Raw genomic sequence first — 17,754 nt, forward strand, 5'->3', positions numbered from 1 at the left:
CTAGCCCAGCGTCTCCGGCGGCGCCTCATAGCTGCCCGACTCGTAGCTCACCCCGTGACGAATCACCGGCGGCGCGTCACCCACGTGCAGGCTGGTGACGTTGTCGATGATGGTCTTGTCCTCCAGGGTCAGGCGATCGAGCATGCGCAGGTGGCCGATCCAGTTGTCCACCAGGAACAGTTCCTGCCAGACCTCCGGGTTGCTCACATCGCGGTACAGCGCCCAGCGCTCCGCGCCGTTGCGCAGGCGCAGACGACGCAGGGGTTTGGCGGAGCGGACGAAGTCACGGGTGCGCTCGGCGGGAATCCGGTACTCGATGGAGACCAGTACCGAGCCGCGCTCGGGGTTGAACACGAAGGTTGGCTGCCCCGGCACGCCGCCCGGTGCGCGGGCAATGCTGGTCGAATCCAGCTCCGGCAGCCGGGAGTTGTACAGCAGCGCCACCGAGACCAGTAACAGGCAGCCAGCGGCGATCAGCGCACCCTGCACACCCATGGTTTCGGCGAAGTGCCCCCAGAGGAAGGAGCCTGCCGCCAGGCCGCCGTAGATCGCGGTCTGGTACAGCGCCAGGGCGCGGGCCTTGACCCAGTCGGGCACGAGGATCTGCACGGCGGAGTTGTACGTGGCCACTGCCGCGATCCAGCAGGCGCCGCCCAGCACCAGCGCGGGGAAGATCACCCAGAGGTTGTCGACCCAGCCGAGGATGAGCATGACCACGGCGAGCGTAGCGGCGGCGAAGCTGATCAACCGGCTGCTGCCCAGCCACTGCCGCGCCTTGCTCACCATGGTGCTGGCGACGATGGCGCCCAGACCCAGGGCGCCGAGCATGTAGCCGTATACCGAGGCGCTGCCGTCCGGGTTGCGGTGCGCCAGCAGCGGCAGCAGCGCCCAGACGGCGCTGGCGGAGAGGCCGAACACCGCCGAGCGCAGCATTACCAGGCGGGTGACGCTGGAGTACTGGGTGAAGCGCAGCGCAGCGATCACGCCTTCGAAGATGTGCTCCGGCGGCAGGGTGCGCTTGGGCACGTCGCGGCGCCATTGCCAGATCGCCCAGATCAGCGCGGCGTAGCACAGGCAGTTGAACAGGAATACCCAGGAGGCCCCGGTGGCCGACAGCAGCAGGCCGCCGATGGCCGGGCCGACGGCGCGGGCGACGTTGTAGTTGACGCTGTTGAGCAGCACCGCATCGCCGAGCATGCGCGGCGGCACCTGCTCGTTCACTGCCGCCTGCCAGGCGGGGATGGTGATCGAGCTGCCCAGCGACAGCCAGAGGATCGACACGATCAGCATCAGCGGGTCGAGGTAGCCCATGAACGCCAGCACCGTCACCAGCGCGGCGCCGGAGAGCTCCACCGTCAGGCCGACCAGCATGATCTTGCGGCGGTCGTGGTTGTCGGCCAGCACGCCGGACATGATCGACAGCAGCACCAGCGGCAGCGCCGAGGCGACCTGGATCATCGCGACCATCAACGGGCTGGCATGGGCCTCGGTGACCACCCAGGCGGCGGCGACCGATTGCGCCCAGGTGCCCAAGTTGGCGAACAGGTTGCAGATCCAGATGATGCGGAACGCGGCGATGCTGAAGGGGGCGAGGACGCCGCTGCGGGGTTCGGCTGGATCGGGCTTGAGGGGGAGGTCTTGCTTGGGTGAAACGGACTGCAGCATGGGGACGCCCTTATTTCGAGTGGCCGGCACGCGCGCGCAACCGGTGCCTTTCCATGCCGGGCAAGTGTAGTGGCTGAGGCGGTTCGTGCCATTGATGATGGTCATCCGTGGCGTTATCGGTGACACGCGCTGGCAAGCTTCGACAGTGCCGGAGTGGCTTTGGATTGTTAGGCTGCGTCGGAATTTTCCGCATTGCACTGGCAAATAACTGCACTGGCAAATAAGAGCGAAGAGCCGATGAAGCGACTTTCCACCTGTCTGCCCACCTGCCTGCTGGCGGGCCTGCTGGCCCTGCCGCAAAGCCTCTGGGCCTGGTCCAATCACACCCTGGGCAGCTACATCGCCCTGCAACAATTGCCGGCGGTCGCCCAGGCGCCGGACGTCGAGGTCGAGCCGCTGGAAAGCTTCGTCAGCCAGCAGCGCGCCGGCCTGGTGCAGTTGCTGGACGAGCAGGAGGCCTATGCCCGCGAGCACTTTCGCCAGTACCCACCGCGCCCGGACGATCTGCGCCTGACCGAGGACGGCCGCGACGACCTGCGCAAGGCCTTCCTCATGGCGCTGCGCCTGAACCCCGAGATCAAGCTGGCCACCGCCGTGCAGCCGCCGCCCGGAGGTGAGCTGTCGAGCGATTTGTTGCAGAAGCATGCGGCCCTGCAGCCGGCGGACGTGCTGGTGTTCCGCAATCTCTCCGGCTGGAACCAGTGGCGCTTCGTGCAGTTGCAGGCGGGGGAGAAGATTCCCGCGCTGGACGTGCTGGCCAGTGCTGCCGACGAGCCGGACTTCGGCCACGACATCAACCTGTTCAGCGACAACCCCGGCGAAGCCGGCCAGCGCTACGGCTTCGGCACCCAGCCGTTCGGTGATCCGCGTTACGAGTTCAGCTCCCAGGCGCCGTTCCACATGGGCTTCTACCACGAGGACGCGATCATCTACACCGGCGCCCCGTACCTGGAGCGCAACTGGCCTGAGTGGCGCGCCTACCAGTTCTATGGCCTGGCGCGCTTCGCCTTCGACAAGGGTCATCCGTACTGGGGCTACCGTTTCCTCGGTTGGGCGATGCACTACATCCAGGACATGACCCAGCCCTACCACTCGACGCCGCTGCCGGGCGAGACCACCACCAGCATGCTGTGGACGGCGGGCAAGTCCATTGCCGGTTTCGACGCCGACAAGCAGGCGGCGATCCAGCGCGTGGCGGACCGGCATACGGGTGTTGAGCGTTATCAGGTGGACTGGCTGCGCGAGACGCTGCGCCTGGGCGGGCAGTCGCCGTTGTTGGCGGCCTATGCGGATGTCAGCACGGATGGCACTTACCCGCCGTATTCGACCCAGTACCTGCGCGAGGTGGTGGCGAGCGAATCCCATGCCCATGCGGCGGCGTTCGATGCGGCGATCGGCCATTGGCTGGAAAACGAGAAGGCGCCGGCGGGGGATTTCAGCGCGGGGAACTCACCGGAGCCGTTCAGCCACGATGAGGCGTTGGATGAGCAGATTCTGCAATTGATCCGGCACTTCGGCGCGCACAGTCGCAACATCGCGAAGGCGGCCCTGCAGCCGTAAGGAAGAGGGTTGGCATTCCCGCCGGGCTGCGTGGGCCGCGGCGGGAGTGCGCAAGTCGCTTAGCCGCCGGAGCAGCCGTTGCCCCACACCTGGTATTCGACGGTGTGGCGCTGACCCTGAGTGTCTTCGTAGGTCATGCGTGCCGGCACGATGCCGCATTCGTTGGATACGTCGGTGGTCGAGATGACGTGGGCGACGTCCAGTTTCATGTCGTAGGTGTACTGCTCCACGGCCGCGCTTGGCGCCTGGTCGGCGGCGTTCACCTGCTCGGCGAGGGCGAGCGAAGAGAAGCCCAGCATGGCCAGGATGACTACAGCTTTCATGAATTTACCTGCCTTGTTCCCGGAGTCCGGACGTGACGGGTCCGTGACGTTCAGCTCATGGCTGCATCGGGAAGCGTTGGGGAATGATTTACGGGTCTTGGGTGGTGTTGCGGCGCGCGCTGTAACAGCACGGAAATAATAGGATTTGCCTGACCTGAGTCATATATCCAGGCGCCAACAAGACTTCGTACTCAGAGGCAACAATCCAGGCGTGACGCGGGTTTCGGGGGGGGGCTTGCGGCGGGCTGTCGCAGGTCTGGCGGATTCGCGGCGGGGTTGCCGGCTGGCGTAGGGGCAACTGTCTTTCTCTGAAAGTCCGTGCCCGGAGTTTCCCTCTCCCTAACCCTCTCCCTGAAGGGAGAGGGGACCGTATGGTGCAGGGTGAAACCAAAGCGTCAGCCGGCACGGACGGCTCCCTCTCCCTTCGAAGCGGGGCGCGTAGCCAGGGCGGAGGAGAGGGTAGGCTGGCACGACCTCTCGTGTAGGAGCGTCAGGCTTTTCCTGCAGGAACGAGGGGGGACGCCCAGTTCTTGCTCGCGAACATGGGCGACCTCAATCGCGCAGCGGCGACTGTGGGTCGAGCAGCGAAGTGCGAATGAAGTGCAGGTAGCTGCACACCCGGCGCAGGGGCGACGAATCGAAGTGCGGCGGGCGGCGATCGTCCGTGGTGCGCGTGGCATGGATGGCGTGTTCCACTGCTGCCAGGGCGCGCTGGCGGTTGCTCTCGCTGGGCTGGATGAACAGCCGGATCAGCGCCCGGCCCAGCGCGCGGATCGCCCGGCGCCAGGGCATGCGCTCGGCGTACCAGGGCTCCTTCGGCAGGGCAGCCTGCTCGCGGCGCAGCTCAATGATCGACAGGCCGATCTCCTGCACCTGAAAGGTCCAGCGCAGCAACCGACGCTGCACGTCCGGGCGGCCTGTGGATAGCCCATAGGCCTGGTTCAGCAGGTCGCGGGTGCCGCTTTCGAAGTTCGATGAGAGGCCCTTCAGCGGGTCGCTGATCACCCGCACCACGCGCAGGCGCAGCTCTGCTTCCAGGCGCTCCCACAGCCACGGCCGGTTCGGCGGCAGGATGACGATGGCCGCGACCACCGCCATGCCCATCGACAGCAGCATCGCCAGGTATTCGTTGATGAAGGTGTAGGCGTCGTAGCGCGCCACGTTGGCCGGCAGCGAGGCGATGCAGAACCACACCAGCAGGCCGACGCCGTAGCCGCTCCACTTGGGCCGGGTAATCAGGAACGCGCCGAGGGCGAACACCGGCGAGAGTACGAAGCACAGCAGCGGGAAGCCGTCGATGTGCGGCAGCACGCGGAAGGTCAGGATGAAGCCGAGCGTGGCGCCGAGCAGCGTGCCGAGGGTCAGTTGCAGCGATAGCCGCTTGGGATTCGGCGAGGCGGAGGAGAGCGCGGCGATCAGCACCGAGGTCAGCGCGAAGGTGGCTCCGCTCAGCCAGGAAGTCTCGATCCAGAACACCCCGCCGACTATCACCAGCAGCGCACAACGGAACCCCGCGACGGCGGCGGCGAGGGCGTTGGCCTTGGGTGTGAAGCGCTCCTTCCATTGCTCGCGTTCGTGCTTGTGCGCGGCCAGCGAGGCGTGGGTCTGGGCGTAGTTGTGCATATCGTCGGCGAAGCGGTAGAGCAGTTCGGCGGCAGTCTCGAAGTCCAGCTGGTCGGCTTCCCGCGGGCAGGTGTGGCCGAGGTTGGCGCGGGCTTCGCGGATGCGGGGCATCAGGTGGTGCTTGCAGAGTTCCAGCTGCACGCTCAGGCGCTCGGCATCCGCTTCACTCAGCGGCCGGCCGTGCCAGCTGGCGAGCAGCTCGCTGACATCGATCAGGCACGGCATCAGCACTTCCAGCACGTTGCTGGCCTGGCGTTCGCGCAGGCGGTCGAGCAGCCGCTGCAGCGCATGGAAGCGTGTGGTCAGTTGCATGAACTCGCTGTTCAGCCGCGCCAGGCGGCCGCTGCGCAGACGCATGTGCGGGTCTTCGAAGGCAGTGACGTTGCGCAGGCTTTCCAGACCGACCACCTCGGCAGCGATACGTGCGCTGGCCTGCTCGAAGCGCTCGCGCTCCAGCGTGCCGTTGAGACCCGCGCTGGCGAGGCCGGCGAAGTCGCCGAAGCGGGTGTTCAGCGCGTTACGCAGGGCGGCGGTGCTGGTCTGCGGCAGGACCACGGCGCTGACCACGCCGGTGCAGAGAATCCCCAGGGTGATCTCGATCACCCGCCACAGCGCCTGCATGAAGGCACCTTCGGGGTGCAGGGTGGCAGGGATGCCGATCATCACCGCGGTGTAGCCGGCAAGCAGGCAGGCATAGGCGCGGAAGTCGCGGTAGCGCGCCGCGCCCGCAGTACACAGGCCGACCCAGATCGCCACGCAGAGCAGGAACAGCACGCGCTCCTGGGCGAACAGGGCAATGAAGGTAACCATCACCGTGAGCCCGGCCAGCGTACCGAGGATGCGGTAGAAACTCTTCGCCAGCACCTGGCCGCTCTGCGGCTGCAGCACGATGAAGGCGCTTACCAGCACGGTATTGGGTTGCGGCAGCTCCAGGCGGTAGGCCAGCCACAATGCCGTGAAGGCGGTGATCAGCGTCTTGAGGATGAACATCCAGGTGACGCCGTCGGTGTGCGCCCAGTCGGACAGGGCGAAGCGCACCGCGGCGGCCTTGGGCAGGCGCACGGACAGACTGCTCATCGGGCTTATCTCGGCAGGCGGTGGTCGGGCTTTTCTTGGCAGGCGGCGGACGGGTTTGGACAACCCTGTAGTTCTGAGGCCGAGCGAAGGGGTGGCAGCACGTTGCACGAAAGGCGGAGCACGGGTGCGAATCCTGGGGTGTCGCGGCGGGCCGCGTTGGGGAGGGCGATTCTAGAAGTGCGCCGGGGGGCAGGATAAGCTGACGGTTGGATGAATTATTGTTGCCTGAAAGGACAATAATCCCGTCGCGACAGGTGTGCGACAATTCGCCGCCTGTCATGAATCTGTAACAAGGCGTTGCTCGTCCGAGCGCCGTTGCAGAGGCCGCCCGCCGTGGCGTGGACAGGCTCTCAGGAGAAATGATGGACCTGCTGCACAACATGCGTGCCTTTGTCTGTGTCGCCGAGACCGGCAGCTTTACCGCCGCCGCCCAGCGCATGGACCTCACCACCGCCTACGTCTCGCGGACGGTGGCGAAGCTCGAAGCTCACCTGCGTACCCGCTTGCTGCACCGCACCACCCGCCGCATCGCCCTGACCGAAGCCGGCCAGCGTTACCTGCAGCGCTGCCAGCAGATCCTCGGCTACATCGAGGAGGCCGAAGCCGAAGCGGGCGACGCCCATGCCCGGCCCCACGGCAAGGTGAAGGTGCATGCCATGACCGGCATCGGCCAGCACTACCTGATCCGTGCGATCTCGCAGTACTGCGAGATCTACCCGGAGGTCACCTTCGACCTGACTCTGGCCAACCGCATCACCGACATCCTCGACGAGGGCTACGACATCTCCGTGGTCATCGCCCAGGAGCTGCCGGATTCGGGCTTCGTCTCCAAGCGCATCGGCAAGACCTACAGCGTGCTCTGCGCGTCGCCCGACTATGTGGCGCGCCATGGCCTGCCCAAGCAGCTCGGCGAGCTGACCGATCACCGTTGCCTGCGCCTGGTGAACTCGGTGATGTCGCTGGACAAGTGGCTGTTCGACGGCCCCGACGGCCAGGAAATGGTCGGCATCAACCAGACGCATTTCCAGGTCAACACCGCTGACGCCATGACCGAGGCGGTACGCGCCGGCATGGGCATCGGCGCGCTGCCGGTGTACTCCGCCGTGCAGGGCCTGAAGGACGGCAGCCTGGTGCGCGTGCTGCCCGATTACAGCCTGTTCCACCTCAACGTCTATGCGCTGTATCCGTCGCGCCAGTACCTCGACGCGAAGATCCGCACCTGGGTGGAGTTCCTCCGTGATTGTGTGCCCGGCATGCTTGAGGAGCACGAACGGATGATGCTCGAGCATCGCACCCAAGTGCCCGGCTGACGCGCCATTCTTCTGTCTTGAGCCTCTGAACCTCACCGCGCCCGGCATCTGCCGGGCGTGTTTTTTCGTACCTTGCGTTCCGCTGTGTCGAACGCCGCTTTGGGAAAAGACGAATTCTCCGAACGCGACTATTTGCGTCAGTCTCGTTGCGAGCCTGTCGCCAGGCTCACCTCGCAAGCACAAGAACAAATTGAGGGTGACGCGATGTTTACAACCATGGGGCGGGCGTTGCTCGCCGTCCTGGCGTTGGCCTGCGCTTCTGCCATTCAGGCTGCCGATGAACCCCGGCCTTCCAGCGAACCGATAGTGATCAAGTTCGCTCACGTGGTTGCGGAGAACACGCCCAAGGGGCAGGGCGCGCTGATGTTCAAGCGCCTGGCCGAAGAGCGCCTGCCCGGCCGGGTGCGCGTGGAGGTCTACCCGAACTCCTCGCTGTACGGCGACGGCAAGGAAATGGAAGCGCTGCTGCTGGGGGACGTGCAGATGCTCGCGCCGTCCCTGGCCAAGTTCGAGCAGTACACCCGCAAGGTACAGATCTTCGATCTACCGTTCCTCTTCGACGATATCGACGCCGTCGACAACTTCCAGCGCAGCCCGCAGGGCCAGAGCCTGCTGACCAGCATGCAGGGCAAGGGCATCCTCGGCCTCGCCTACTGGCACAACGGGATGAAGCAGCTGTCGGCCAATCGCCTGCTGCTCGAGCCGGGCGATGCGCGCGGACTGAAGTTCCGCGTGCAGGCCTCCGACGTGCTCAACGAACAGTTCCGCGAGCTGCGCGCGATCTCCCGCAAGATGTCCTTCGCCGAGGTCTACCAGGGCCTGCAGACCGGCGTGGTGAATGGCACCGAGAACACCTGGTCGAACTACGAGAGCCAGAAGGTCAACGAGGTGCAGAAGTACTTCACCGAGTCCAACCACGGCCTGGTGGACTACATGGTGATCACCAATGCGAAGTTCTGGAACGGCCTGCCGCCGGACCTGCGCGCCGAGCTGGAAAGGATCATGGCCGAGGTCACCGTGAAGGTGAACCAGGAAGCCGAGCGGCTGAACCGCGACGCCCGCCAGCGCATCCTCGCCAGCGGCACCAGCGAGATCCACCCGCTCACCGCGCAGCAGCGCGCCGACTGGCGCGAGGCGATGCAGCCGGTGTGGCAGAAATTCCGCGACAACGTCGGCGCCGATTTCCTCCAGGCCGCCGAAGCCTCCAACCGTCCCCATTGATCCACCCGGCCCCGCCGGCTGGCGGGGCTGTGTGCGGATGTTCCGTTGTGGAGAACTTTCGATGAACCGACTCGTGCGCGTCTGGAACCACTTCGAGGAAGGCGCCATCGCCTTCCTGCTGGCGGCCATGACGCTGGTGACCTTCGTCTACGTGGTGATGACCAACGTCTTCACCCTGTTCTATGACCTGGGCGACCGCCTGCCATCGTTACAGGGGCCGCTCTACGCCATCGGCGATGCGATCCTCGGCGTCGCCCAGGACATGTCCTGGAGCAACGCACTGACCAAGGCGCTGTTCGGCTGGCTGATCTTCTTCGGCATCGCCTATGGCGTGCGTACCGCCGGCCACCTGGGCGTGGACGCGCTGGTGCGGCTGGCGCCGCGCCCGGTGCAACGCTGCATCGGCGTGCTGGCCTGTCTCTGCTGCCTGGGCTACGCCGGGCTGTTCATGGTCGCCAGTTTCGACTGGGTGAAGACCCTGTTCGTCGCCGGCATCGGCGCGGAAGACCTCGACCATTTCGGCATCCTCCAGGCCTACATCGCGGTGATCGTGCCCATTGGCTTCGGCCTGGTGGTCCTGCGCTACCTGGAAATCCTCGTCAACCTGTTGCGCGGCCGCCAACTCGGCCTGGGCCTCGCCGACGAGGCCGCGGAAGCCTCGAAGTTGGCCGGTGAAGAAGCCGCGGAGAGCCGTCCATGACCGTGATGATCCTGTTCCTCCTGCTCTTCGTCTTCATGTTCATCGGCGTGCCCATCGCCATTTCCCTCGGGCTTTCCGGCGCACTGACGATCCTGCTGTTCAGTCCTGACTCGGTGCGTTCGCTGGCGATCAAGCTGTTCGAGACCTCCGAGGCCTACACGCTGCTGGCAATCCCGTTCTTCCTGCTTTCCGGCGCCTTCATGACCACCGGCGGCGTGGCCCGCCGGCTGATCGACTTCGCCAATGCCTGCGTCGGCCACATCCGTGGCGGCCTGGCGATCGCGGCGGTGCTGGCCTGCATGCTGTTCGCCGCACTGTCCGGTTCTTCGCCGGCGACCGTGGCGGCAGTGGGCTCGATTGCCGTGGCCGGCATGGTGCGTTCGGGATACCCGCGCGAGTTCGGCGCCGGGATCATCTGCAACGCCGGTACCCTGGGCATCCTGATTCCGCCGTCGATCGTCATGGTGGTGTACTCGGCTGCCACCGAGACTTCGGTGGGCAAGCTGTTCGTCGCCGGCGTGGTGCCGGGCCTGCTGCTGGGCGTGATTCTGATGGTGGTGATCTACATCGTCGCGCGGGTGAAGAAGCTGCCGGCGCAACCGCGCGCCAGCCTGCGCGAATGGCTGTCCGCCGCACGCCGGGCGATCTGGGGCCTGTTGCTGCTGGTGATCATCCTTGGCGGCATTTACTCCGGGCTGTTCACGCCTACCGAGGCGGCGGCGGTGGCGGCGGTCTACTCGGCCTTCGTCGCGCTGTTCGTCTACAAGGACATGCGCCTGCGCGACTGCCCCAAGGTGCTGGTGGAGTCGGGGCGGCTGAGCATCATGCTGATGTTCATCATCGCCAACGCCATGCTCTTCGCCCACGTGCTGACCACCGAGCAGATTCCCCAGCAGATCACCGAGTGGGTGATGCAGGAGGGGCTGACGCCGATCGGCTTCCTGCTGATGGTCAACGTGGTGCTGCTGGTGGCCGGCAGCTTCATGGAGCCCTCGGCCATCGTGCTGATCCTCGCGCCGATCTTCTTCCCCATCGCCATGCGCCTGGGGATCGACCCGATCCACCTCGGCATCGTCATGGTGGTGAACATGGAGATCGGTCTGGTGCACCCGCCGGTAGGGCTCAACCTGTTCGTCACCTCGGCGGTCACCGGCCTGCCGCTGGGCTCGACCATCCGCGCGGCGCTGCCGTGGCTGATGATCCTGCTGCTGTTCCTGATCCTGGTGACCTACGTGCCCTACATCTCGCTGGCGCTGCCCCACGCCCTTGGCATGTGACAGGTTGTCGCGGCTCCATGAGTCCGTTGCCAAAACAACGGCTTATGGGGCTCATCACTAAGACTAAGGATTGGTAAGACCATGGTCGTATGGTTCGGGAGAGGGTGTCGCCGTTACAACTTAGGGCAACAAAAACAACACTCTTCACCGAGGTAGAACGCCATGACAGCGGCATCCGTGTACCCCGTGCGTCCCGAAGTGGCCGCGACCACTCTGACCGACGAGGCCACCTACAAGAAGCTGTACCAGCAGTCGGTGGTCAACCCCGACGGCTTCTGGCGCGAACAGGCCCAGCGCATCGACTGGATCAAGCCGTTCACCAAGATCAAGCAGACCTCCTTCGACGATCACCACGTGGACATCAAGTGGTTCGCCGATGGCACCCTGAACCTCTCCTACAACTGCCTCGACCGCCACCTGGCCGAGCGCGGCGACCAGCTCGCCATTATCTGGGAAGGCGACGATCCTTCCGAGCACCGTGAAATCACCTACCGCGAGCTGCACGAGCAGGTCTGCAAGTTCGCTAACGCCCTGCGCGGCCAGGACGTGCACCGTGGCGACGTGGTGACCATCTACATGCCGATGATCCCGGAAGCCGTGGTCGCCATGCTGGCCTGCGCCCGCATCGGTGCGATCCATTCCGTCGTGTTCGGCGGCTTCTCCCCCGAAGCCCTGGCCGGCCGCATCATCGACTGCCGTTCCAAGGTGGTGATCACCGCCGACGAAGGTCTGCGTGGCGGCAAGAAGACCCCGCTCAAGGCCAACGTCGACGACGCCCTGACCAACCCGGAAACCAACAGCGTGCAGAAGATCATCGTCTGCAAGCGCACGGGTTCGGACATCAAGTGGAACCAGCACCGCGACGTGTGGTTCGAGGACCTGATGAAGGTCGCCGGCTCCACCTGCGCACCGAAGGAAATGGGCGCCGAGGACCCGCTGTTCATCCTCTACACCTCCGGCTCCACCGGCAAACCCAAGGGCGTGCTGCACACCACCGGCGGCTACCTGGTCTACGCCTCGCTGACCCATGAGCGGGTGTTCGACTACCGTCCGGGTGAAGTCTTCTGGTGCACCGCCGACATCGGCTGGGTCACCGGTCACACCTACGTCGTCTACGGCCCGTTGGCCAACGGCGCGACCACCGTGCTGTTCGAGGGCGTGCCGAACTACCCGGACATCTCCCGCGTCGCGAAGATCGTCGACAAGCACAAGGTCAACATCCTCTACACCGCCCCGACCGCCATCCGCGCCATGATGGCCGAGGGCAAGGCAGCGGTCGCAGGCGCCGACGGCTCCAGCCTGCGCCTGCTGGGTTCGGTGGGCGAGCCGATCAATCCGGAAGCCTGGCAGTGGTACTACGAGACCGTCGGCCAGTCGCGCTGCCCGATCGTCGACACCTGGTGGCAAACCGAAACCGGCGCCTGCCTGATGACCCCACTGCCGGGCGCCCACGGCCTGAAGCCGGGCTCCGCTGCCAAGCCGTTCTTCGGCGTGGTGCCGGCGCTGGTGGACAACCTGGGCAACATCCTGGAAGGGGCCACCGAGGGCAACCTGGTGATCCTGGATTCCTGGCCGGGCCAGGCGCGCACCCTGTACGGCGACCACGACCGCTACGTGGACACCTACTTCAAGACCTTCAAGGGCATGTACTTCACCGGTGACGGCGCCCGCCGCGACGAAGACGGCTACTACTGGATCACCGGCCGCGTCGATGACGTGCTCAACGTCTCCGGCCACCGCATGGGTACCGCCGAGATCGAGAGCGCCCTGGTCGCCCACCCGAAAGTGGCCGAGGCCGCAGTGGTTGGCGTACCGCACGACATCAAGGGGCAGGGCATCTATGTCTACGTCACCCTGAATGCCGGCGAGGAAAGCAACGAGCAATTGCGCCAGGAACTGCGTGCCTGGGTGCGCAAGGAAATCGGCCCGATCGCCACGCCGGATGTGATCCAGTGGGCGCCGGGCCTGCCGAAGACCCGCTCGGGCAAGATCATGCGCCGCATCCTGCGCAAGATCGCCACGGCCGAGTACGACACCCTGGGTGATATCTCCACCCTGGCCGATCCGGGTGTGGTGCAGCACCTGATCGATACGCACCAGGCCATGCGCGCGGCCTGATCCGCCGCCCGATGAAAAACGCCCCGCTTGCCGGGGCGTTTTTCATTTCTGCGCTTTTGTGCCGGCGGCCCACAATCCACAATCGCCGAAGCTCTCCTGGAGCATCAACGTAGGATGGCGTGGAGCGCCGCGATACCCATCAATCCCGGCACTGACCGGATGCGGTTCGCGAGCAAGCTCGCTCCTACAGTGTGCGTCCCTCCCACCGGTAACATTTCCCTGCGACAAAATGAGGCGCCAGGAAACATTTCGCACAGCTTCGGTGCGTCTTTTCTGTCCGCGCGGAATTAGTCAATATCGCGCACCCCGCGCAGGGACTGAGGTCTGGTATTTGTGGCCCAATTACTGCAAGTAAATTGGGTTTTACTACTCGCTTTCAGATCACGTAAAATCCACGCCGTCAAGCCGCCGGGGCTCTGTCTCCGGCGCTTCTATAATTACTTGTCGCATTGAAGAAATAACCGCTCCGGGGCTGTCGCTAGAATGCCGCTCACCCCGGTAGGCGCGCTTTTCACAAGAATCGCGCCGGCAATGCGCAGACGAACAATAACCTTCACTTCTGCACGGGCAGCCTGGGCCAACCCCTTTCTCCTGCCAATCGAAGCCCTACCCTCGAAGGAGTTACTGATGAAGAAGTTTGCACTTCTCGGTGCGCTGGCCCTGTCCGCGCTTTCCCTGGTTGCCCACGCTGACGACAAGCCGGTCCGCATCGGCATCGAAGCCGGCTATCCGCCTTTCTCCTTCAAGACTCCCGACGGCAAGCTCGCCGGTTTCGACGTGGATATCGGCAACGCCCTGTGCGAAGAGATGAAGGTCAAATGTACCTGGGTCGAGCAGGAGTTTGACGGCCTGATCCCGGCACTGAAGGTTCGCAAGATCGACGCCATCCTCTCGTCCATGACCATCACCGACGAGCGCAAGAAGTCCGTGGACTTCACCAACAAGTACTACCACACCCCCGCGCGCTTCGTGATGAAGGAAGGCGTGACCCTGAGCGATCCGCTGGCGGACCTGAAGGGCAAGAAGGTCGGTGTGCTGCGCGCCTCCACCCATGACCGCTACGCCACCGACGTCCTGGCTCCGGCCGGCATCGAGGTCGTGCGTTACAACTCGCAGAACGAAGCCAACATGGACCTGGTCTCCGGCCGCATCGACGCGACCATGGCTGACTCGGTCAACCTCGACGACGGCTTCCTGAAAACCGATGCCGGCAAGGGCTACGCCTTCGTAGGTCCGGAATACAACGATCCGAAGTACTTCGGTGGTGGCGCCGGCATCGCCGTGCGCAAGGGCGATACCGCCCTGATCGAGAAATTCAACGCGGCCATCGCCGGCATCCGTGCCAACGGCAAGTACAAGGAAGTACAGGACAAGTACTTCAAGTTCGACGTCTACGGCGAGAACTGATCCACGTCCAGAAGTGGCACAGACCCAGGCCTGATCCTGAAGTTTGTGCCACTTTTTTATTGGGGGTGAGCCTGCAGTCGCGCTCGCCCTGAGCGTCCGTGTCGTTGCGGGCGGCGTCCGGTTTCACGAGGTACGAAATTATGCTCAATGGCTACGGAGCCACCATCGTCGATGGTGCCTGGCTGACGCTTCAGCTGTCCCTGCTGTCGATGGCCCTGGCGATCGCGCTGGGTCTGCTCGGCGCGGCCATCCGCCTGTCGCCGGTGAAGTGGCTGGCCTGGTGCGGCGACCTCTATTCCACCGTGATCCGCGGCGTACCGGACCTTGTGCTGATCCTGCTGATTTTCTATGGCGGCCAGGCTGCGGTGAACTGGATCGCGCCCATGGTCGGCTATGACGACTACATCGACCTCAACCCCTTCGCCTCCGGGGTCGGCACCCTGGGCTTCATCTTCGGCGCCTACCTGTCCGAGACCTTCCGTGGCGCTTTCATGGCCATCCCGAAAGGGCAGGGCGAGGCCGGCTTCGCCTACGGCATGAGCCCGCTTCAGGTGTTCTTCCGCATCCAGGTGCCGCAGATGATCCGCCTGGCCATCCCCGGCTTCACCAACAACTGGCTGGTACTGGTCAAGGCCACCGCGCTGATCTCCGTGGTCGGCCTGCAGGACATGATGTTCAAGGCCAAGCAGGCCTCGGACGCCACCCGCGAACCCTTCACCTATTTCCTCGCCGTGGCGGCGCTGTACCTGGTGGTCACCAGCGTTTCCCTGGTGCTGCTGCGCATGCTCGAACGCCGCTATTCGGTCGGCGTGAAAGTCGCCGAGCTTTGAGACCGGGAGCCTGATCATGATTTTCGACTTCTCCGTCATCTGGGACAGCCTGCCGCTCTACTTCAGCGGCCTGCTGGTGACCCTCAAGCTGCTGGCAATCTCGCTGTTCTTCGGTCTGCTGGCGGCGGTGCCGCTGGCGCTGATGCGCTGCTCGAAGAACCCCGCGGTGAACCTGCCGGCCTGGCTCTATACCTATGTGATCCGCGGCACCCCGATGCTGGTGCAGCTGTTCCTCATCTATTACGGCCTGGCACAGTTCGAGGCGGTGCGCGAGAGCGCGATGTGGCCGTTGCTGTCCAACGCCACTTTCTGCGCCTGCGCAGCCTTTGCCATCAACACCAGCGCCTACACCGCCGAGATCCTTGCCGGCAGCATCCGCGCGACCCCGCACGGCGAGATCGAAGCCGCCAAGGCCATGGGCATGTCGCGGATCAAGCTGTACCGCCGCATCCTGCTGCCCTCGGCCCTGCGCCGCGCGCTGCCGCAGTACAGCAACGAAGTGATCATGATGCTGCAGACCACCAGCCTTGCGTCCATCGTGACCCTGGTGGACATCACCGGCGCCGCGCGCACCGTGTACTCGCAGTACTACCTGCCGTTCGAGGCGTTCATCACCGCCGGCATCTTCTACCTGATCATGACCTTCACCCTGGTGCGCCTGTTCAAGCTGGCCGAGCGCCGCTGGCTGGCCTATCTCGCGCCGCGCAAGCACTGAGGAATACACCGTGGAACGTATCGATCATCTGCTGCCGTGGAGCAGCCTGGGTAGCGAGCGCCGCCTGAGCGTATTCCGCTACGGCAAGGGCCCGCGCAAGGTCTACATCCAGTCCAGCCTGCATGCCGACGAGCTGCCGGGCATGCGCACCGCCTGGGAACTCAAGCAGCGCCTGGCCTACCTCGAGTCGCGCGGGCAGCTGAACTGCGTCGTCGAACTGGTGCCGGTGGCCAACCCCATCGGCCTGGGCCAGACCCTGCAGGCCAGCCATCTGGGGCGTTTCGAGTTCGGCAGCGGAAAGAACTTCAACCGCGATTTCGTCGAGCTGAGCGCTCTGGTTGCCGAGCGTGTCGGCGACCAGCTGGGCGTCGATGAAGCCGCCAACGTCGAGCTGATCCGCCAGGCCATGCGTGATGGCCTCGACGCGCTGCCGCCGGCCTCGTCCGAGCTGCAGGGCATGCAGCGCATCCTGCTGCGCCACGCCTGCGATGCTGAAGTGGTCCTCGACCTGCATTGCGACTTCGACGCTGCCATCCACGTCTATGCGATCCCGCAGCACTGGCCGCGCTGGAAGTCCCTGGCTGCGCGTCTGCAAGCCGGCGTCGCTCTGCTTGCCGAAGATTCCGGCGGCAGTTCCTTCGACGAATCCTGTTCGCTGCCCTGGCTGCGCCTGGCGCAGGCCTTCCCGCAGGCGGCGATTCCGCTGGCGTGCCTGGCGACCACCGTCGAGCTGGGCGGTGTGGGAGATACCCGCGTCGACCAGGGGCAGGCCAATGCCGAGGCCATCCTCGGCTTCCTCGCCGAGCAGGGTCTGATCGCCGGCGACTGGCCGGCGGCACCGGCCGAATGCTGCGAAGGCATGCCCTTCGAAGGCACTGAATACCTCTACGCTCCCCACGTAGGCGTGGTGAGTTTCCTGCGCAAGGCGGGGGAGTGGGTGGAGAAGGGCGACGCACTGTTCGAAGTGGTCGACCCGCTGAACGACCAGGTCAGCACTGTTCGCGCCGGGACTTCCGGCGTGCTGTTCGCCATCGAGCGTGGGCGCTACGCCCAGCCGGGGCTTTGGCTGGCCAAGGTGGCCGGGCGTGAGCCGTTCCGCAAGGGCCGGCTGATCAACGACTGAATTCGAGAACCGACACCATGTACAAACTGGAAATCCAGGACCTGCACAAGCGCTACGGCACCCACGAGGTGCTCAAGGGCGTCTCCCTGGCGGCGAAAGCGGGCGACGTGATCAGCATCATCGGCTCCTCCGGCTCGGGCAAGAGCACCTTCCTGCGCTGCATCAACCTGCTCGAACAGCCCCATGCGGGCAAGATCCTGCTCAACGGCGAAGAGCTCAAGCTCGTGCCGAACAAGGACGGCGCGCTCAAGGCTGCCGACGCCAAGCAGCTGCAGCGCATGCGCTCGCGCCTGTCGATGGTGTTCCAGCACTTCAACCTGTGGTCGCACATGAGTGCCCTGGAAAACGTCATCGAAGCTCCGGTCCACGTACTGGGCGTGTCGAAGAAAGAGGCGCTGGAAAAGGCCGAGCACTACCTGGCGAAAGTCGGCGTGGCGCACCGCAAGGATGCCTACCCGGCCCACATGTCTGGCGGTGAGCAGCAGCGCGTGGCGATCGCCCGTGCCCTGGCGGTCGAGCCGGAAGTCATGCTGTTCGACGAACCGACCTCGGCGCTCGACCCCGAGCTGGTCGGCGAAGTCCTGCGCGTGATGCAGGACCTGGCCCAGGAAGGCCGCACCATGGTGGTGGTGACCCACGAGATGGGCTTCGCCCGCGAGGTCTCCAACCAGCTGGTGTTCCTGCACAAAGGCCTGGTGGAAGAGGCGGGCTGCCCGAAGGAAGTCCTGGCCAATCCACAATCCGAACGCCTCAAGCAGTTCCTTTCCGGCAGCTTGAAGTAAGCTGTCCGTTACAGTCGCCTGGT

Annotated in this window: 14 protein-coding genes; 11 read left to right on the forward strand and 3 right to left on the reverse strand. The window is 65.0% G+C overall.

Annotated elements, in window-relative coordinates:
* The gene (locus IB275_RS08450) at positions 1–1,665 is read right to left on the reverse strand and encodes an MFS transporter (protein ID WP_192289265.1); all 1,665 of its coding nucleotides are present in this window, start codon (positions 1,663–1,665) and stop codon (positions 1–3) included.
* A gap of 237 nt (positions 1,666–1,902) precedes the next feature.
* On the opposite strand from IB275_RS08450, the gene IB275_RS08455 reads away from it, so the two are divergent.
* A complete protein-coding gene (locus tag IB275_RS08455) occupies positions 1,903–3,225 on the forward strand; it encodes a phospholipase C/P1 nuclease family protein (RefSeq protein ID WP_192289263.1) in 1,323 nt (440 codons plus the stop codon).
* Between the two features lie 59 nt (positions 3,226–3,284).
* On the opposite strand, the gene IB275_RS08460 is transcribed toward IB275_RS08455, so the two are convergent.
* Positions 3,285–3,548, reverse strand: coding sequence for a DUF2790 domain-containing protein (locus IB275_RS08460; RefSeq protein ID WP_024766324.1), 264 nt, complete (start codon positions 3,546–3,548; stop codon positions 3,285–3,287).
* Between the two features lie 552 nt (positions 3,549–4,100).
* Entirely contained in the window at positions 4,101–6,248 is a 2,148-nt protein-coding gene (locus tag IB275_RS08465) for an FUSC family protein (protein ID WP_192289261.1), read from the reverse strand.
* 362 nt (positions 6,249–6,610) lie between these two features.
* On the opposite strand from IB275_RS08465, the gene IB275_RS08470 reads away from it, so the two are divergent.
* The 10 genes from IB275_RS08470 to aotP all read left to right on the forward strand — a co-directional run bounded on the left by IB275_RS08470 (position 6,611) and on the right by aotP (position 17,731).
* Positions 6,611–7,558, forward strand: a complete 948-nt coding sequence (locus IB275_RS08470) for a LysR family transcriptional regulator (RefSeq protein ID WP_081517961.1) — start codon at positions 6,611–6,613, stop codon at positions 7,556–7,558.
* A 204-nt stretch (positions 7,559–7,762) separates the two neighbouring features.
* A complete protein-coding gene (locus IB275_RS08475; protein ID WP_192289259.1) occupies positions 7,763–8,779 on the forward strand; it encodes a TRAP transporter substrate-binding protein in 1,017 nt (338 codons plus the stop codon).
* A gap of 61 nt (positions 8,780–8,840) precedes the next feature.
* Entirely contained in the window at positions 8,841–9,479 is a 639-nt protein-coding gene (locus IB275_RS08480; RefSeq protein WP_151186374.1) for a TRAP transporter small permease, read from the forward strand.
* The gene (gene dctM, locus IB275_RS08485) at positions 9,476–10,756 is read left to right on the forward strand and encodes a C4-dicarboxylate TRAP transporter large permease protein DctM (protein WP_151186375.1); all 1,281 of its coding nucleotides are present in this window, start codon (positions 9,476–9,478) and stop codon (positions 10,754–10,756) included. The genes IB275_RS08480 and dctM overlap by 4 nt, the downstream gene beginning before the upstream one ends.
* Before the next feature lie 162 nt (positions 10,757–10,918).
* Positions 10,919–12,874 carry an acetate--CoA ligase gene (acs, locus tag IB275_RS08490; protein ID WP_192289257.1) on the forward strand — a complete coding sequence of 652 codons (1,956 nt, stop codon included), beginning with the start codon at positions 10,919–10,921 and terminating at the stop codon, positions 12,872–12,874.
* Between the two features lie 627 nt (positions 12,875–13,501).
* Positions 13,502–14,281 carry an ABC transporter substrate-binding protein gene (locus IB275_RS08495; RefSeq protein ID WP_192289255.1) on the forward strand — a complete coding sequence of 260 codons (780 nt, stop codon included), beginning with the start codon at positions 13,502–13,504 and terminating at the stop codon, positions 14,279–14,281.
* A gap of 140 nt (positions 14,282–14,421) precedes the next feature.
* On the forward strand, positions 14,422–15,111 hold the full coding sequence (locus IB275_RS08500; protein ID WP_081517967.1) for an ABC transporter permease: 690 nt from the start codon (positions 14,422–14,424) through the stop codon (positions 15,109–15,111).
* Positions 15,112–15,127: 16 nt separating this feature from the next.
* Positions 15,128–15,826: an ABC transporter permease gene (locus tag IB275_RS08505; protein WP_138215129.1), complete on the forward strand. Its 699-nt coding sequence runs from the start codon at positions 15,128–15,130 to the stop codon at positions 15,824–15,826.
* A 10-nt stretch (positions 15,827–15,836) separates the two neighbouring features.
* Positions 15,837–16,949: a succinylglutamate desuccinylase/aspartoacylase family protein gene (locus IB275_RS08510; protein WP_192289253.1), complete on the forward strand. Its 1,113-nt coding sequence runs from the start codon at positions 15,837–15,839 to the stop codon at positions 16,947–16,949.
* Positions 16,950–16,966: 17 nt separating this feature from the next.
* Entirely contained in the window at positions 16,967–17,731 is a 765-nt protein-coding gene (gene aotP / locus IB275_RS08515) for an arginine/ornithine transport ATP-binding protein AotP (protein ID WP_015476463.1), read from the forward strand.
* The last annotated feature ends 23 nt before the right edge of the window (positions 17,732–17,754 follow it).

The sequence above is a fragment of the Pseudomonas sp. PDM21 genome (genome assembly GCF_014852505.2).
In the GTDB taxonomy this organism is placed as follows: Bacteria; Pseudomonadota; Gammaproteobacteria; order Pseudomonadales; family Pseudomonadaceae; genus Pseudomonas.

Bases quoted from the DNA above. Each gene is read 5' to 3' on its own strand.
- IB275_RS08450 (WP_192289265.1), bottom strand. From the start codon at position 1,665: ATGCTGCAGTCCGTTTCACCCAAGCAAGACCTCCCCCTCAAGCCCGAT.
- IB275_RS08455 (WP_192289263.1), top strand. From the start codon at position 1,903: ATGAAGCGACTTTCCACCTGTCTGCCCACCTGCCTGCTGGCGGGCCTG.
- IB275_RS08460 (WP_024766324.1), bottom strand. From the start codon at position 3,548: ATGAAAGCTGTAGTCATCCTGGCCATGCTGGGCTTCTCTTCGCTCGCC.
- IB275_RS08465 (WP_192289261.1), bottom strand. From the start codon at position 6,248: ATGAGCAGTCTGTCCGTGCGCCTGCCCAAGGCCGCCGCGGTGCGCTTC.
- IB275_RS08470 (WP_081517961.1), top strand. From the start codon at position 6,611: ATGGACCTGCTGCACAACATGCGTGCCTTTGTCTGTGTCGCCGAGACC.
- IB275_RS08475 (WP_192289259.1), top strand. From the start codon at position 7,763: ATGTTTACAACCATGGGGCGGGCGTTGCTCGCCGTCCTGGCGTTGGCC.
- IB275_RS08480 (WP_151186374.1), top strand. From the start codon at position 8,841: ATGAACCGACTCGTGCGCGTCTGGAACCACTTCGAGGAAGGCGCCATC.
- dctM (WP_151186375.1), top strand. From the start codon at position 9,476: ATGACCGTGATGATCCTGTTCCTCCTGCTCTTCGTCTTCATGTTCATC.
- acs (WP_192289257.1), top strand. From the start codon at position 10,919: ATGACAGCGGCATCCGTGTACCCCGTGCGTCCCGAAGTGGCCGCGACC.
- IB275_RS08495 (WP_192289255.1), top strand. From the start codon at position 13,502: ATGAAGAAGTTTGCACTTCTCGGTGCGCTGGCCCTGTCCGCGCTTTCC.
- IB275_RS08500 (WP_081517967.1), top strand. From the start codon at position 14,422: ATGCTCAATGGCTACGGAGCCACCATCGTCGATGGTGCCTGGCTGACG.
- IB275_RS08505 (WP_138215129.1), top strand. From the start codon at position 15,128: ATGATTTTCGACTTCTCCGTCATCTGGGACAGCCTGCCGCTCTACTTC.
- aotP (WP_015476463.1), top strand. From the start codon at position 16,967: ATGTACAAACTGGAAATCCAGGACCTGCACAAGCGCTACGGCACCCAC.